This window comes from Burkholderia sp. F1 (assembly GCF_050813845.1).
Lineage (GTDB): Bacteria > Pseudomonadota > Gammaproteobacteria > Burkholderiales > Burkholderiaceae > Burkholderia > Burkholderia ubonensis.
In genome coordinates this window covers 3,813,295-3,829,540 of the sequence record NZ_CP172421.1, presented here as the reverse complement: position 1 = coordinate 3,829,540, position 16,246 = coordinate 3,813,295, and the positions used below count along the sequence as shown (strand labels likewise).

Here is a 16,246-nt window from a genome sequence, read left to right as displayed (position 1 = left end):
CCATGTTCAAGACCATTTCATTCAAGCTGCTGTCCGTGCTGTCGATCGTCGCGCTGCTGAGCGCATGCGCGCAGCCGGTGAAGCACGCCGACTACACGGCGTTCAAGAAGAGCCAGCCGCGCTCGATTCTCGTGCTGCCGCCGGTCAACGAAACCAACGACGTCGCGGCGACCTACGGGATGCTGTCGCAGATGACGCTGCCGCTCGCCGAGGCCGGCTATTACGTGGTGCCGGTCGCGGTGATGGACGAGGCCTTCAAGCAGAACGGCCTGACCAACGCCGCCGAGATCCAGAACACGTCGCCGGCCAAGCTGCGCGAAATCTTCGGCGCGGACGCCGCGCTGTATTCGAAGGTCTCGAAGTACGGCTCGGTTTACCAGATCATCGACAGCACGACGGTGGTGACCGCGTCGGCCAAGCTCGTCGACCTGAAAACGGGCGACGTGCTGTGGCAGGGTCAAGGCAGCGCGAACGGCAAGGAACTCGGCAACAATGTGAACGTCGGCGGGTTCGGGATCGTCGGCATGCTCGTGCAGGCCGCCGTCAAGCAGATCGCGCATTCGCTGACCGATGAAGCCCACGACGTGGCCGCGCTGACCAGCAATCGCCTGTTGTCGGCCGGCCCGCCGACCGGCCTGCTGTACGGCCCGCGTTCGCGCAAGTACGGCACCGACTGACCGGCTGCCATGCCCGCACGCCACGGCGCGCGTCATGCGCGCCGTGTGTGTTTCAATGCACGCCAAACGCATCCAGCAGCCGATACCAGCTCATCGCGAGCACCAGCGCCGGCGTCCGCAATAGCGCGCCGCCCGGGAAATCGCGATGCGGGATCCTGCCGAACAGGTCGAAGCGGCTCGCCTGCCCGTCGATCGCCTCGGCGATCAGCTTGCCCGCCAGCGCGGTCGTGTTCACGCCGTGCCCCGAGAATCCCTGAGCGAAATACAGCGTCGGTGCGACGCGCCCGAAATGCGGCGCGCGGTTCATCGTGATGTCGACGAAGCCGCCCCACGCGTATTCCACCTTCACGTCCGCGAGCTGCGGGAACGTCTTCAGCATGTCGCCGCGCATCGCCTGCGCGAGATCGCGCGGCTGCCGCGTCGAGTAGCTGACCTTGCCGCCCCACACGAGCCGCGTGTCCGGCGCCGGCCGGAAATAATCGAGCACGAAGCGGCTGTCGCAGACCGCCGCGCGCGCCGGCATCAGCGCGGCGGCGCGTGATTCGCCGAGCGGCTCGGTCGCGATCACGTAGGTGCCGACCGGCATGATCTTCCTCGCGAGCGCCGGCGCGAGCGCGCCGACGAGTGCGCCGATATAGGCATTGCACGCGAGCACGACGAAGCGCGCGCGCACGTGCCCCTGGTCCGTCTCGACGAGATGGCCGGCCGGGATGTCGCGCACGCGCGTCACGCAGCTGTGCTCGTGGATGCGCACGCCGGCCCCGGTCGCCGCGCGCGCGAGGCCGAGCGTGTAGTTCAGCGGATGCAGGTGGCCGCTGTCGGGGTCGTACAGGCCGCCCCGGTAGCGTGACGACTGCACGTAGCCGCCGAGGTCGTCCGCTTCGACGAACTGCAGGCGGTCGTAGCCGAAGCGCTGCGCGGCCTCATCGCGCCAGCGCTTGAGCGCATCGGCGTCGCGCGCGGTGTTCGCCGCGCTCAGGTAGCCGGGCACCAGCGCGCAATCGATGTCGTGCTGCGCGATGCGCGATTTCACGAGCGACAGCGTTTCGAGCCCCATCTCCCAGATGCGCTTCACGTCGGCGTCCGGCAGGTGGCGCGCGAACGTGTCGATGTCGCACGCGTAGCCGCCGATCAGCTGCCCGCCGTTGCGGCCGCTCGCGGCCCAGCCGACCCGCGACGCTTCGAGCACGACGACCGAATGGCCGCGCTCGGCGAGATTGAGCGCGGCCGACAGGCCGGTCAGGCCCGCGCCGATCACGCACACGTCGGCGTCGACGGCGCCGGCGAGCGGCGGATGACGCGTCGCATCGTTGGCGGTGGCCGCGTAGTACGACGCGGCATGCGGTTGGTTCGCGAAATTCTGCATGGTCAGGAACACGAATGAAGGGCTCAGAACAGCTCTCGGACGCGGTGATACAGCATCCCGAGTTCGAGTGCGGGCTGCCGCCACGCGTCGCCGCCCGGGAAGCGGCGATGGCGCAGGCGCGCGAACAGGTCGAACGCGCGCGCGTCGCCCGCGATCGCGCCGGCGACCGCGCGCCCGGCGATGCCGGTGAGCGCGACGCCATGCCCGCTGAAGCCCTGGACGTAGAAGAAGTTCGGGTCGATTGCGCCGAAGTCCGGCGCGCGGTTGCGCGTGACGTCGACGAAGCCGCCCCATGCGTAGTCGACGCGCACGTCGGCCAGCTGCGGGAACACGCCGGTCATGCGCCGCCGGATCGCGCCGGCGAGCGCGGCGGGCGACGCGCCCGCGGAACTCGCACGGCCGCCGAACAGCATCCGGTGGTCGGCGGACAGCCGGAAGTAGTCGAGAAAGAAGTTGTTGTCGCACACCGCTTCGCGTCGCGCGATCAGCGCGTCGGCGCGGGTCTTGCCGAGCGGCTCGGTCGCGATGATGTACGACGCGACCGGCGCGATGCGCGCGGCCGTCGCCGCGGGCAGCACGCCGCCCGGCCCCGCGTTGCAGCACGACACGACGAAGCGGCAGCGGATCTCGCCGGACGGCGTGCGCACGACGGGCCGCGCGCCGCGCACGACGTCGAGCGCCGGCGTGTGCGCGAACAGCGCGACGCCTTCGCGGCGCGCGGCGTCGGCGAGGCCGAGGCAGTACTTGAGCGGATGCAGGTGGCCGGACAGCGGATCGTGGACGCCTGCGAGATAGCGCGTCGACGCGATGCGCGCGCGGATCGCGTCGGTGTCGAGCCAGGTGAGCGACGGATGGCCCCAGCGCGACGTCGCCGCGTCCATCCACGCGCGCAGGTCGCCGATGCGGCGCGGCCTGGTCGCGACGGTCAGGTAGCCGCGCGTGAAGTCGCAGTCGATCCCGTAGCGCGCGATCCGCTCGGCGATCAGCGCGACGCCGTCGAGCGACAGTGCCCACGCCGCGCGCGCGCCGTCGGCGCCGAGCTGATGCTCGATCGCCTCGTCCTTCGCGAAGCCGGCGATCGCCTGCCCGCCGTTGCGGCCCGACGCGCCCCAGCCGGGCCGGTGCGCGTCGATCACGGCGACGGACAAGCCGCGCGCGCGGCAGTCGAGCGCCGTCGACAGGCCCGCGAAGCCGGCGCCGATCACGCAGACGTCGACGTCGAGCGCGCCGTCGAGCACAGGGTCGTCGGCCTCGGGGCGCGCTGTGCTCGCTTCGTAGTACGAGTCGCGCGCGAGCGCGTCGGCGCGGCGGATGAAAGACTGGCTCATGAAACCGACTCCCTCCATGCGGCGCGCAACGCGCCGGATTCCTGTCCGAAGCATCGCGCGGGACGCCGCGCGCTGCACGGCGTCCCGCGCGGCCGGCATCAGAACGAGTAGATGAACTGCGTCGCGAGCAGGTCGTTGGACTTGCCGTACGAGCCGTCGTGGCGCAGGAACACCTTGTTGTTCGCCCAGTCGTGCCGGTATTCGACCTTCACGGTGATCTGCTGGGTCGGATAGAACAGCAGGTCGAGCGCGACGTCCTGGCGCACCGCGCCCTTGCACTCGAAGCCGAGCCCGCCGCCGGCCTTCGACATCGCGAGGCAGTCCGCGTCGACGCCGAAGCCGTTGTTCGGGTCCATCCCGTTGCCGTTCAGCGCGATGCCGCCGCCGCCGCCGCCGTTCTTGCTGTTCGCGAGCAGATCGTAGCGCAGCGTCACGCCCATGCGGCCGACCACCGGCGCGTTGAACTTGCGGTGCGCGAGCAGCGACAGCCCGTACCACTGCGCGAGGCCGCCGTTGAACGCCGCATGCCGCTGCTGGCCGTAATCGACTTCGGCGTTGTACTGGACGTCGGCGAGCGTATAGGTCGCATCGACTTCGCCGAAAAAGAACATGCCGTACGGGCTCGGCGCGGCGCCGCCGGGGCCGAAGTGCACGTTGCCGCTCGAATCGGTCGCGCTCGACAGCGTCTGGCGGCCGATGTTGAACGAACCGCCGAGGTCGAGCGCGCTCGACCACGTGTAGTCCGCGCGCGCGGTGAAGGTCGGCACCTTGTTGCTGGTCGTGATCGGGTCGCCGAGCGCGTTGGTGCCGGTTTGCGTGACCGAACCGGAGGTGCGGTATTGCTCGTTGCCGACGAAGAACTTCCACGCCCAGTTGCCCTTCGTGTAGTTCGCGCCGGCGCCGATGTAGCTGCCCGGGTCGGAGAAGTCGTACAGCAGGTTGTGCGTGAGCGTCAGCATCTGGTTCGACTGCTGCACCTCGTAGCCGCCGAAGCTCGGGATCAGGCCGGCGACGAGCGTCGTCGACGCGCTGATCGGCACGTTGACCACCGCCGTGTTCAGGATGTTGTTGCCGATGTTGCCGCGCGAGTTCGAGAGCAGCGTGATGCCGTTGCCGCGGTTCGGCATCAGCGTGATCTCCGCCGACGGCGCCATCGGGCCGACGCCGAAGGTCTTCTTGATGTCGAGGTACAGGTCGCCGAACGTGCTGTTGAAGTAGTTGTACACACTCTCGTGGTTCGCGAACAGGAACGACGACGTGCCCGGCGCACGGTTGTAGATGTAGGTCGGATCGATGTAGCCGGTGATCGACAGGCCCGCGATCGGCCCGGTGTTGGCCGCGTCCGTCAGCGAGTCGACCTTCAGCTGCTGGTTCGCGATCTGCTGCTTCATCTCGGTCACGTCGTCGTTGCTCAGCATGGCGGGCGCCTTGCCGTAGTCGGGCGACGACGGATCGGCGGCCACGACGGCGACCGGCTTGCCGCCGGACGTCGCGCCGGCCTGGGCGGTCGCGCTCGCGCCGCCGCCCGGCCTCGCGGCGAGCTGCGTCTGCATCGCCTTCATCTGCTTCTGCAGCGCGGCGACCTGCGCCTGCAGCGCCTTGATCTGGGCGGACGTCGAGTCAGCCAGCGCGATGCCCGGCAGCGCGCCGGCCACCAGCAGGCAGATCAGTTTCTTCTTCATCACGGATTCTCCTAGCGGTCGTATGTCGGCAAAAGTGCGATGAGCGCAGCGCGGCGCCCGTGCGGCGCATCATTCGGAACGCACGGGGCCGCGTCATTGTTTTGGTGGATGAGCGGTGAGCGGGGCGGTCAGGAAAACGCGAGCCGCATGTCGGCCACGCGCCGTCGTTCGCGCGCGATCATCATCTGGTTCACGGCGATCACGCCGATCGTGACGGCCGTGATGAACAGCGTCGCGAGCGCGTTCATCTCCGGATTCAGGCCGAGCCGCACGCGCGAGAACACGACGAGCGGCAGCGTCGTCGAGCCGGGGCCCGACAGGAACGCCGACAGCACGAGGTCGTCGATCGACAGCGTGAACGACAGGAGCCACCCCGACAGCAGCGCCTGCGAGATCAGCGGCAGCGTGACCACGAAGAACACCTTCAGCGGCGTCGCGCCGAGATCGAGCGCGGCCTCTTCCAGCGACTTGTTCAGCTCCTTCACGCGCGACTGCACGATGATCGCGACGTACGACACGCACAGCATCACGTGGCCGATCCAGATCGTGACCATCCCGCGCCCCTTCGGCCAGCCGAACATCTGCTCCAGCGCGACGAACAGCAGCAGCAGCGAGATGCCCTGGATCACCTCGGGAATCACGAGCGGCGCGTTGATCATTCCCGTGTACAGCGTGAAGCCGCGGAAGCGGCCGAAGCGCGCGAGCACGAAGCCCGCCCACGTGCCGATCACGACCGACGCGGTGGCGGTCAGCAGGCCGATCTTCAGCGACAGCCATGCGGCCGACAGCAGCTCGTCGTCCTGCCACAGCGACGCGTACCACTTCAGCGAGAAGCCCGACCACACGGTGACGAGCTTCGACTCGTTGAACGAATACACGACGAGGCTGATGATCGGGATGTACAGGAACAGGAATCCGAATGCGAGGACGCCCGTCGACAGCGGTTTGCTCGGCTTGATCATTTCGCGCCCTCCAGTTCCTTGACCTGGTAGTACTGGAACAGCGCCATCGGCACGAGCAGCAGCAGCACCATCGCCACCGTCACCGCGGACGCCATCGGCCAGTCCATGTTGTTGAAGAACTCGTCCCACATCACGCGGCCGATCATCAGCGTGTCCGCGCCGCCGAGCAGCTCCGGAATCACGTACTCGCCGACCGCCGGGATGAACACCAGCAGGCTGCCGGCGATGATCCCGTTCTTCGACAGCGGCAGCGTGATCTGCGTGAACGCGACCCACGGCCTGGCGCCCAGGTCGTATGCGGCTTCGAGCAGCGTGAGGTCCATCTTCACGAGGTGCGCGTAGAGCGGCATCACCATGAACGGCAGGTACGAATAGACCATCCCGATGTAGACGCCCGCGTCGCTGTGATAGAGCCGCAGCGGCGTGTGGATGATGCCGAGCGCGATCAGCGCATGGTTCAAGAGGCCGTCGTCCTTCAGGATGCCGATCCATGCGTACACGCGGATCAGGAACGACGTCCAGAACGGCAGCATCACCGCCATCATCAGCACGTTGCGCGTGCCCGGCTCCGAGCGCGCGATGTAGTACGCCATCGGATAGCCGATCAGCAGGCAGAACAGCGTCGACACGGCGGCCATCTTCAGCGAGCTGAGGTAGGTCGCGACGTACAGGTCGTCCTTCAGCAGGAACGCGTAGTGGCCGAGCTGGACCGCGAAGTGCACGACGCCGTCCTGGATCTGCATCAGCGCCGAATACGGCGGAATGCCCATCACCTGGTCGGCGAAGCTGATCTTGAGCACCAGCACGAACGGCAGCGCGAAGAACAGCGCGAGCCACACGAACGGCACGCCGATCGCGACGCTGCGGCCGGACGGCAGGAAGCGCGACAGCGCGGCGAAGCGCCGCTTGCGCGCGGGGGCCGCGCTCGCGGCCACGGCGCCGGGCGACGCCGGCGCGGAGGAGGAGGGAGCGGAAGTTCTCATTGCGTCAGCACCACGCCGCTGGCGGGCGACCAGGAGACGAACACGTCGTCGTTGTAGGCGGGCGCACCGTCGTGCATCAGGTGCGAGCTGGACAGGTTCGACACGACGGTCTTGCCGCTCGGCAGGCGCACGTGGTACAGCGAGTAGCTGCCCATGTACGCGATGTCGGTGACGACGCCGCGCGCCCAGTTGTGCGGCGAGCGCGGCTTCTCGCGCGACACGTGGATGCGCTCCGGCCGCACCGAGATGCCGACCGGCATCCCGAGCGGGCCCGTCACGCCGTGGCTCACGTACATGCGCGCTTCGAGGTCGTCGCTTTCGACGAAGATGTGGTCGGGCTCGTCCTCGACGACGCGGCCCTCGAACAGGTTGGTCGAGCCGATGAACTCGGCCGAGAAGCGGCTGTTCGGGTATTCGTACACTTCGCCGGGCGAGCCGATCTGCACGATCTTGCCTTCGCTCATCACCGCGAGGCGGCTCGCCATCGTCATTGCCTCTTCCTGGTCGTGCGTGACCATCACGCAGGTCACGTCGACCTTCTCGATGATGTTCACGAGCTCGAGCTGGGTCTTCTGGCGGATCTTCTTGTCGAGCGCGGACATCGGCTCGTCGAGCAGCAGCAGCTTCGGGCGCTTGACGAGCGAGCGCGCGAGCGCGACGCGCTGCTGCTGGCCGCCCGACAACTGGTGCGGCTTGCGCTTCGCGTACTTGCTCATCTGCACCAGCGCGAGCGCATCGGCGACGCGTTCCCTGATTTCGTGCTTCGGCGTGCCTTCCTGCTTCAGGCCGAACGCGACGTTCGACTCGACCGTCATGTGCGGGAACAGCGCATACGACTGGAACATCATGTTCACCGGGCGCCGATACGGCGGCAGCGACGCGAGGTCCTCGCCGTCGACGTAGATCTTGCCGGCGGTCGCGGTTTCGAGCCCGGCGAGCATGCGCAGCAACGTCGACTTGCCGCAGCCCGAGCTGCCGAGCAGCGCGAACAGTTCGTTTTTCGCGACCGTCAGGTTCACGTTGTCGACGGCCGTGCTGTCGCCGAACTTCTTCACGACGTTTTCGATGCGCACGAACGCGTCGTGCTTCGTGCGGGCCGCAGCGGCCGGCTGCGCATGGCGCTCGGCCGCGGAAGAGGGTATCGATTGCATGGGTTTCACCATTCGTTCGTCACGGATTGCAGGCGTGAGCGTCCCCGCGCGAGGCGCGGGACGCGACTCGCGAGCAACGGCTCGTGCCGGGTGGAGCGGTGCGCGCGTGGCGCGCGCGGACGTCAGGCCGCGGCGGGCAGGAATCGGCTCATGCCCGCATCGCGGCCGGCGTCGCGATCAGTGGCCGGTCTTCAATTGCGCCCACAGACGGTTCTGCAGGCGCAGGATGTCGGCCGGCATCGGCCTCATCAGCGTCATCTTCTTCAGCACGTCCTCGGACGGATACACGGTCGGGTCCTGCGCGACGGCCGGCGTTACGAACGGATGCGCGGCCTTGTTCGCGGTCGGATAGAACACCGTGTTGGTGATCGCCGCGTTGACCTTCGGATCCTCGATGTAGTTGATCCACTTCAGCGCGGCCTCGGCGTGCGGCGCGTCCTTCGGGATCACCATCACGTCGAACCACAAGAGGCCGCCCTCCTTCGGATTCGCGAACCTGATGTCGTAGGAGCGTTTCGCTTCCGACGAGCGGCGGTGCGCGATGCCGACGTCGCCCGACCAGCCGAGCGCGACGCAGATGTCGTTGTTCGCGAGGTCGTTGATGTAGCCGGACGAGTTGAACTGGGTGATGTACGGGCGGACTTTCTTCAGGACCTCGAACGCCGCCTGGTAGTCGGCGGGGTTCGTGCTGTTCGGGTTCTTGCCCATGTACTGCAGCGTCGCGGCGAACACGTCGACCGCCTGGTCGAGGAACGATACGCCGCAGCTCTTGAGCTTCGACATGTTCGCCGGGTCGAACACCAGCGCCCAGCTGTCGACCGGCGCGTTCTCGCCGAGCGCCTTCTTCACCGCCTGCACGTTGTAGCCGATCCCGTCGGTGCCGTACGCCCACGGCACGCCGTACTGGTTGCCGGGGTCGGCGTCCGAGATCATCTTCATCAGCAGCGGATCGAGATTCGCGAGGTTCGGCAGCTTCGACTTGTCGAGCTTCTGGTAGACGCCGGCCTGGATCTGCTTGGCCATGTAGTTCGACGTCGGCACGACGATGTCGTAGCCGGAGCTGCCGGCGAGCAGCTTCGCCTGCAGCGTGTCGTCGCTGTCGTAGTTGTCGTACTTGACGTGGATGCCGGTCTGCTTCTGGAAGTTCGGGATCGTGTCGGGCGCGATGTAGTCGGACCAGTTGTAGACGTTCAGCTCGTCGGCGGCTTGCGCCGGCGGGCTGGCGACCGACGTGAACGCGGCCGCGGCGGCGAGGGCGGCGGCGGAACAGGCTTGGCGAAGAGTGCGAGCACGCATGGTGGAGTTCCCCTGGTAAGGTGGGCCGCGGCGCGCGTGCCGCGGCCCGTAGGCAAAGCCGTTACGAAAGGCCCAGCTGCTGGGCGGTCGCGTCGACGGCCTTTTTCGCCTTCGACACGAGTTCGTCGATTTCCTGACGCGAGATCACGAGCGGCGGCGACAGCAGCATCCGGTCGCCGGTCGCGCGCATGATCAGGTTGCCGTTGAAGCAGAAGTCGCGGCAAATCGTGCCGACGTCGCCGCCGTTCGCGAAGCGGCGCCGCTCGGCCGGCGCTTGCGCCAGCTGCAGGCTTGCGACGAGGCCGGCGCCGTGCACTTCGCCGACGATCGGATGGCGCGCGAAGGTCTCGCGCATCAGCGCCTGGAAGTACGGGCCCGTGTCGGTCTTCACGCGCGCGACGATGCCTTCGTCGCGCAGCAGCTTCAGGTTCGCGACCGCGACCGCCGCCGCGACCGGATGACCCGAGTAGGTGAGGCCGTGGTTGAATTCGCCGTTGTCGATGATCGGCCGCGCGACGCGCTCGTGGATGCCCACCGCGCCCATCGGCACGTAGCCGCTCGTCAGCCCCTTCGCCATCGTGATCAGGTCCGGCTCGAAGCCGAAGTGCTGGTGTGCGAACCATTCGCCGGTGCGCCCGAAGCCGCCGATCACCTCGTCGGCGACGAGCAGGATGTCGTACTTGCGGCAGATCCGCTGGATCTCCGGCCAGTACGTCGACGGCGGGAAGATCACGCCGCCCGCGCCCTGGAACGGCTCGCCGATGAACGCGGCGACATTCTCCGCACCGAGTTCGAGGATCTTCGCTTCGAGCTGCTGCGCGCGCGCGAGGCCGAACGCTTCAGGCGTCTCGCCGGCTTGCGCTTCGCCGAAGAAGTACGGCTGGTCGATGTGCACGATGTGCTCGACCTTCGACGGCATCTGCTCGTGCATGTAGCCCATTCCGCCGAGCGTGCCGCCGGCGATGGTCGAGCCGTGATAGCCGTTCTTGCGCGAGATCACATACTTCTTCTGCGGCCGGCCCTGCACGCGCCAGTACTGGTGCACGACGCGCAGCACGGTGTCGTTGCCTTCCGAGCCGCTGTTGCAGTAGAAGAAGTGGTTGAACCCCGGCGGCGTGACTTCGGCGAGCATGGCCGACAGTTCGATCACCGGCGGATGGGTGGTCTTGAAGAACGTGTTGTAGAACGGCAGCTCCTGCAACTGCCGGTACGCGGCATCGGCGAGTTCCTTGCGGCCGTAGCCGACGTTCACGCACCACAGGCCGGCCATCCCGTCGATGATCTTGTTGCCGTCCGAATCCCACAGGTAGACGCCGTCCGCCTTCACGATCACGCGGCTGCCCGCGCGATTGAGCGCGCCCATGTCGGAGAACGGGTGGATGTGGTGCGCGGCGTCGAGCGCGCGGTATTCGGCCGTGGTGCGGGCCTGCGTGATGTGGGCCTGCGTCGCGCGGGCCGCGGGCGCGGCGGGCTGGATCCAGGCCGATTCGTTGCGATAGGTCATGTTTCCTCCGGAGTGCGGTGGTGCACGCTCACACGTGCAGCAGCAGGTGCTTGCGTTCCCACGAGCTGATCACGCGGAAGAACGCTTCGTATTCGGTTTCCTTCAGCGCGAAGTACGCCTTCAGGAACTTGTGGCCGAGGATCTCGCCGATCGGCTCGCACGCGGCCATCAGCGTCAGCCCTTCCTCGAGGTTGCGCGGCAGCTGGTACGGCAGGTCGTAGCCGTCGCTGACGAGCGGCTCGGTCGGCTCGAGGCGCTGCGTCATCCCGAGATAGCCGGCGGCGAGCGTCGCGGCGAGCGCGAGGTACGGGTTGCAGTCGACGCCCGGGATGCGGTTCTCGATGCGGCGCGCGGCCGGGCCCGAGTGCGGAATGCGGAAGCCGACCGTGCGGTTGTCGTAGCCCCACTGCACGTTGATCGGCGCGGCCATGAAGCGCGACAGCCGGCGGTACGAGTTGATGTACGGCGCGAACATCGGCATCAGCGCCGGCGTGTACTTCTGCAGGCCGGCGAGGTAGTTGTAGAACATCGACGTCGCGCCGCCGGTCTCCTTCGACGTGAACAGGTTGTGGCCCGTTTCCTCGTCGACGATGCTCTGGTGCACGTGCATCGCCGAACCGGGTTCGTCTTCCATCGGCTTCGCCATGAACGTCGCGTACATGTTGTGACGCAGCGCGGCCTCGCGCACCGTGCGCTTGAACAGGAACACCTGGTCCGCGAGCGACAGCGCGTCGCCGTGCATGAAGTTGATCTCCATCTGCGCGGCGCCGACTTCGTGGATCAGCGTGTCGATGTCGAGATCCTGCATTTCGCAGTACTCGTAGATGTCCTCGAACAGCGGATCGAACTCGTTGACCGCCTCGATCGAATACGACTGGCGGCCCGTTTCCGGGCGGCCCGTGCGGCCGACGGGCGGGCGCAGCGGCAGGTCCGGGTCCTTGTTCATGTCGACCAGGTAGAACTCGAGCTCGGGCGCGACCACCGGCTTCCAGCCCTTCGCCTTGTACAGGTCGAGCACGCGGCGCAGCACGTAGCGCGGCGAGATCTCGACCGGCGAGCCGTCGAAGTGCACGCAGTCGTGGATCACCTGCGCGGTCGGGTCGACCGCCCACGGGATCAGGCGGATCGTCGACGTGTCGGGCACGCACACCATGTCGGGGTCGGTCACGCCGGTCAGCGAGCCGTCTTCCGGATATTCGCCGGTGACGGTCTGCACCATCACGGCCTGCGGCAGGCGCATCGATTCGCCGGACGTGAACTTGTTGCGCGGCGTGATCTTGCCGCGCGCGATGCCGGCCATGTCGGGAATGATCGCCTCGATCTCGGTGATCCGGTGTTTCTTCAGGAATTCGTCTATGTCGTGCATGTTTGTTCTCGTTGGTTGGTCGGCGCGCTCACGCGAGCGCGGCGGCGGCCCCGGCGCGCGTGCGGGCGTCCCGGCGGGCGCGGCACGCGCCGCCGAACGCGCGAAAGATCGCGGTCGACAGCGGGTCGTGCGCATGCCGCCATTCCGGATGCCATTGCACGGCGAGCGCGAATGCGGCGGCGCCGGCGACGCTCACGGCCTCGATCAGGCCGTCCGGCGCGACCGCCTCGATCGCGAGGCCGGCGCCGAGTTGCGCGATGCCCTGCTTGTGCAGCGAATTCACGCGCACTTCGTCGCGGCCGTCCGCGAGCAGCTGCAGCACGCCGCCGGGCGTCAGGCGCACCGTGTGTGCGGGGCCGTATTGCGTGTCGAGCGGCGCGTCGTCGTCCTCGCGGTGATCGGCGAGGCCCGGCACTTCGTGCACGCGCTGATGCAGCGTGCCGCCGAAGGCGACGTTCAGCTCCTGGAAGCCGCGGCACAAGGCGAGCACGGGCACGCCGGCTGCGATCGCCGCGCGCAGCAGCGGCAGCGTCGTGGCGTCGCGCGCGGCGTCGTGCTTCGTGCCGGGCGCGCTCGGTTCGCCGCCGTAGCGATGCGGCTCGACGTTCGAATAGCTGCCGGTGAACAGCAGCCCGTCGACCGCATCGAGGATGTCGTTGACCGACTGGCGCTCGCCGAGCGCGGGCAGCACCATCGCGAGCGCATGTGCGCCGTCGACGACGGCGGCGACATACTTGTCGCCGACCGTATGCGACGGATGCGAGCCGATTTGCGTCATGTCGGCGGTGATGCCGACGAGGGGTTTTCTTTCCATTGCGTCGATCAGGTTACCTAAGCAAGCCGTGAAGCGCGGCGAGCGGCGCGGCAAGCATGGCTTGCGCAAATCGCAGGCGCGACACGGCCCTGCAGGCGTGCGCTGGGCGCATGGCCGCTGACGAAGGAGCGCAGCACGAGGTTGGTGCTGCACGCGACGATCAGGCCGACGTTCGTTTCGTTGTGCGGCGCAGTGCGCGGCAATGCATGCGCGAGCGCCATCCGTCACCGGTCATGCGACACGGCGGACGGGATGCGGGCGAAACGGACGACGTGAGAGGGAAAGAGGCGCTATGGCAGCAGCGACGCCACTTCGTCGGTGTGAATGGCGACGAACGCGCGTGCGGAGACGGCGTTGTGACGCCGGACGGAACGACGGGACAGGATGGTGTAGATGGACAGATGCAGCAGGCGAGGACTATGCCAGCCGCAACTGCCATCGGCGATGGTGGATGTCGCGCTGCGCTTACTTCGCGCATCGCCACGATCCCACCTCACCAGAGGGCCACGGACTCTCACGATTACACTCGACTGGTTCGTTGAAAGTATTGAACGCCTGATTGCCTGAACGCGCGGGGCGTTTAAATAATCGAGACGCCGGCCGGGCGACACGAACCTCTGCGGGCATCGATTTTTGCGTTGCAATAACGCATTTTGATGTGCGTGACGGTTCAATGACGCTGACCTGAGAGCCAGCATATACGAGCCAAAAACGGCGTCAAATGTTTTTTTACGGGCCATCATCAGGGCTTACCCCAAGCACTGCGAATAAAATATGCGTAAATGGAATGATGGGGAGGGTGTCGATTATTTCGAACGCCTTTCGGGGTTTTCCCCATCAATATACGCGATAAAGTGATTAGAATATTCAACGGCCGCTCCACGCGTCGTTTCATTCTTTCATCGCACTTATCGTGTCCGAAACCGAATCGATGTCCACCGAAGTCGCCGAGCGCCTGCGTTTCGTGCGCAACAAGCATGGCCTGTCGCAGCGCGAACTCGCGAAGCGGGCCGGCGTGACCAACGGCACGATCTCGCTGATCGAGCAGGGCCGCGTGAGCCCGTCGGTCGGCTCGCTGAAGAAGCTGCTCGAGTGCATTCCGATGAGCCTTGCCGAGTTCTTCACGTTCGAGCTCGTCGAGTCGCGCACCGTGGTGTCGCGCCGCGACGCGATGCCGAACCTCGGCAACGACGCGCTCGCGTTTCATCTCGTCGGCGCGGGCGTGAAGGACCGCAACATGTGCATCATGCGCGAGGTCTACCAGCCGCACGCCGACACCGGGCCGGAGATGCTCGCGCATGCCGGGCACGAAGGCGGCGTCGTCGTGTCGGGCCGGCTCGAGCTCACCGTCGACGGCGCGACCTGGCTGCTCGATCCCGGAGACGGCTACTACTTCGAAAGCCGTTTGCCGCACCGTTTTCGCAATCCCAGCGCGGAGCAAGTCTGCGAGGTCGTCTCGGCCAACTCGCCGCCGACCTTCTGACCCGCCTTCCGGCCGCGCTTCACCGCATTCGCCACCGGCTGCGCGACGTGCGCTGCCGCCCGTGCGCGGCGAATGTCACAACCATTGAGGCATCCTGATGAACAAGTTGACTTTGAAGGATTGGCAGGACAAGGCAGCGTCGCTCGCGATCGAAGGGCGCGCGTTCATCGACGGCGCGTCGCGCGATGCGCAGTCCGGCAGGACGTTCGACTGCGTGAGCCCGATCGACGGCCGCGTGCTCGCGAAGGTCGCCGATTGCGGCGAGGCGGACGTGAACGCGGCCGTCGCGGCCGCGCGCCGCGCGTTCGACGCGCAGGTGTGGGCCGGGCTGAACCCGCGGGCGCGCAAGGCGGTGCTGCTGCGCTGGGCCGCGCTGATGCGCGCGCATCTCGACGAGCTCGCGCTGCTCGAAACGCTCGACGCCGGCAAGCCGATCGGCGACACGACGACGGTCGACGTGCCGGGCGCCGCGTATTGCGTCGAATGGTTCGCCGAAGCGATCGACAAGGTCGGCGGCGAAGTCGTGCCGGCCGATCATCACCTGGTCGGGCTCGTCACGCGCGAGCCGGTCGGCGTCGTCGCGACGGTGGTGCCGTGGAATTTCCCGATCCTGATGGCCGCGTGGAAGTTCGGTCCCGCGCTCGCCGCCGGCAACAGCGTCGTGCTGAAGCCGTCGGAGAAGTCGCCGCTCACGGCGATCAAGGTCGCGCAGCTCGCGCACGAGGCCGGCATTCCGGCCGGCGTGTTCAACGTCGTGCCGGGCGCGGGCGAGCCGGGCAAGCTGCTCGCGCTGCATCGCGACGTCGATTGCGTCGCGTTCACCGGCTCGACCGCGGTCGGCAAGCTGATCATGCAGTACGCGGCGCAATCGAACCTGAAGCGCGTGTGGCTGGAGCTCGGCGGCAAGTCGCCGAACATCGTGCTGCCGGACTGCCCGGATCTCGATCGCGCGGCGCAGGCCGCGGCCGGCGCGATCTTCTACAACATGGGCGAGATGTGCACCGCGGGCTCGCGCCTGCTCGTGCATCGCGACATCAAGGACGTGTTCATCGAGAAGCTCGTCGCGGCCGCGCGCGCGTATGTGCCCGGCAATCCGCTCGATCCGTCGGTGTCGATGGGCGCGATCGTCGACGGCATCCAGCTCGAGCGCGTGCTCGGCTATATCGACGCGGGGCGCAACGAAGGCCGCCTCGTGACGGGCGGTGCGCGCGTGATGCAGGAGACGGGCGGCTTCTACGTCGAGCCGACGGTGTTCGAGGTGAAGCCCGCCGCGAAGGTCGCGCGCGAGGAAATCTTCGGGCCGGTGCTGTCGGTGATCGCGTTCGACGACGTCGACGAAGCGGTGCGCATCGCCAACGATTCCGAGTATGGTCTCGCGGCGGCGCTGTGGACGTCGAACCTGACGACCGCGCACGAGGTGTCGCGACGCCTGCGCGCGGGCACCGTGTGGGTGAACTGCTACGACGAGGGTGGCGACATGAACTTCCCGTTCGGCGGCTACAAGCAGTCGGGCAATGGCCGCGACAAGTCGCTGCATGCGCTCGAGAAGTACACGGAGCTGAAGTCGACGCTCGTGCGGCTGCGGTGAGGCCGCGCCGCCGGCTCCGCTGCGCTGCGGGAGCCGGCGGTGCGCG

General features: G+C 67.4%; 14 protein-coding genes. 3 read left to right on the top strand and 11 right to left on the bottom strand.

From position 1 onward, the window contains the following. The first annotated feature begins 2 nt into the window (after window positions 1–2). Complete coding sequence (locus ACFIMZ_RS18060) at window positions 3–677, top strand: DUF799 domain-containing protein (protein WP_431820708.1); 675 nt, start codon at window positions 3–5, stop codon at window positions 675–677. Between the two features lie 52 nt (window positions 678–729). On the opposite strand, the gene ACFIMZ_RS18055 is transcribed toward ACFIMZ_RS18060, so the two are convergent. The 11 genes from ACFIMZ_RS18055 to ACFIMZ_RS18005 all read right to left on the bottom strand — a co-directional run bounded on the left by ACFIMZ_RS18055 (window position 730) and on the right by ACFIMZ_RS18005 (window position 13,647). Then, window positions 730–2,043 (bottom strand): NAD(P)/FAD-dependent oxidoreductase, encoded by a 1,314-nt coding sequence (locus tag ACFIMZ_RS18055; protein WP_431820707.1) that lies wholly within the window; start codon window positions 2,041–2,043, stop codon window positions 730–732. 23 nt (window positions 2,044–2,066) lie between these two features. Beyond that, the gene (locus ACFIMZ_RS18050) at window positions 2,067–3,371 is read right to left on the bottom strand and encodes an NAD(P)/FAD-dependent oxidoreductase (protein ID WP_431820706.1); all 1,305 of its coding nucleotides are present in this window, start codon (window positions 3,369–3,371) and stop codon (window positions 2,067–2,069) included. Window positions 3,372–3,469: 98 nt separating this feature from the next. Then, complete coding sequence (locus ACFIMZ_RS18045) at window positions 3,470–5,053, bottom strand: DUF3138 family protein (protein ID WP_431820705.1); 1,584 nt, start codon at window positions 5,051–5,053, stop codon at window positions 3,470–3,472. A 128-nt stretch (window positions 5,054–5,181) separates the two neighbouring features. Continuing rightward, window positions 5,182–6,015 carry an ABC transporter permease subunit gene (locus ACFIMZ_RS18040; protein WP_431820704.1) on the bottom strand — a complete coding sequence of 278 codons (834 nt, stop codon included), beginning with the start codon at window positions 6,013–6,015 and terminating at the stop codon, window positions 5,182–5,184. Continuing rightward, complete coding sequence (locus tag ACFIMZ_RS18035) at window positions 6,012–6,998, bottom strand: ABC transporter permease subunit (protein ID WP_431820703.1); 987 nt, start codon at window positions 6,996–6,998, stop codon at window positions 6,012–6,014. Before ACFIMZ_RS18035 ends, ACFIMZ_RS18040 begins: the two co-directional genes overlap by 4 nt. Beyond that, a complete protein-coding gene (locus ACFIMZ_RS18030) occupies window positions 6,995–8,149 on the bottom strand; it encodes an ABC transporter ATP-binding protein (RefSeq protein ID WP_431820702.1) in 1,155 nt (384 codons plus the stop codon). Before ACFIMZ_RS18030 ends, ACFIMZ_RS18035 begins: the two co-directional genes overlap by 4 nt. Window positions 8,150–8,326: 177 nt before the next feature. Next, on the bottom strand, window positions 8,327–9,445 hold the full coding sequence (locus ACFIMZ_RS18025; RefSeq protein WP_431820701.1) for a polyamine ABC transporter substrate-binding protein: 1,119 nt from the start codon (window positions 9,443–9,445) through the stop codon (window positions 8,327–8,329). Between the two features lie 61 nt (window positions 9,446–9,506). Then, the gene (locus tag ACFIMZ_RS18020) at window positions 9,507–10,949 is read right to left on the bottom strand and encodes an aspartate aminotransferase family protein (protein WP_431820700.1); all 1,443 of its coding nucleotides are present in this window, start codon (window positions 10,947–10,949) and stop codon (window positions 9,507–9,509) included. A gap of 28 nt (window positions 10,950–10,977) precedes the next feature. Further along, complete coding sequence (locus tag ACFIMZ_RS18015) at window positions 10,978–12,315, bottom strand: glutamine synthetase family protein (RefSeq protein ID WP_431820699.1); 1,338 nt, start codon at window positions 12,313–12,315, stop codon at window positions 10,978–10,980. Window positions 12,316–12,343: 28 nt separating this feature from the next. Then, complete coding sequence (locus ACFIMZ_RS18010; protein ID WP_431820698.1) at window positions 12,344–13,129, bottom strand: gamma-glutamyl-gamma-aminobutyrate hydrolase family protein; 786 nt, start codon at window positions 13,127–13,129, stop codon at window positions 12,344–12,346. Window positions 13,130–13,419: 290 nt separating this feature from the next. Then, on the bottom strand, window positions 13,420–13,647 hold the full coding sequence (locus tag ACFIMZ_RS18005; protein ID WP_431822525.1) for a hypothetical protein: 228 nt from the start codon (window positions 13,645–13,647) through the stop codon (window positions 13,420–13,422). A gap of 413 nt (window positions 13,648–14,060) precedes the next feature. Between ACFIMZ_RS18005 and ACFIMZ_RS18000 the strand changes: the two genes are divergently transcribed. Then, window positions 14,061–14,612, top strand: coding sequence for a cupin domain-containing protein (locus ACFIMZ_RS18000; RefSeq protein WP_431820697.1), 552 nt, complete (start codon window positions 14,061–14,063; stop codon window positions 14,610–14,612). 97 nt (window positions 14,613–14,709) lie between these two features. After that, the gene (locus tag ACFIMZ_RS17995; RefSeq protein WP_431820696.1) at window positions 14,710–16,200 is read left to right on the top strand and encodes an aldehyde dehydrogenase; all 1,491 of its coding nucleotides are present in this window, start codon (window positions 14,710–14,712) and stop codon (window positions 16,198–16,200) included. Window positions 16,201–16,246: the final 46 nt, after the last annotated feature.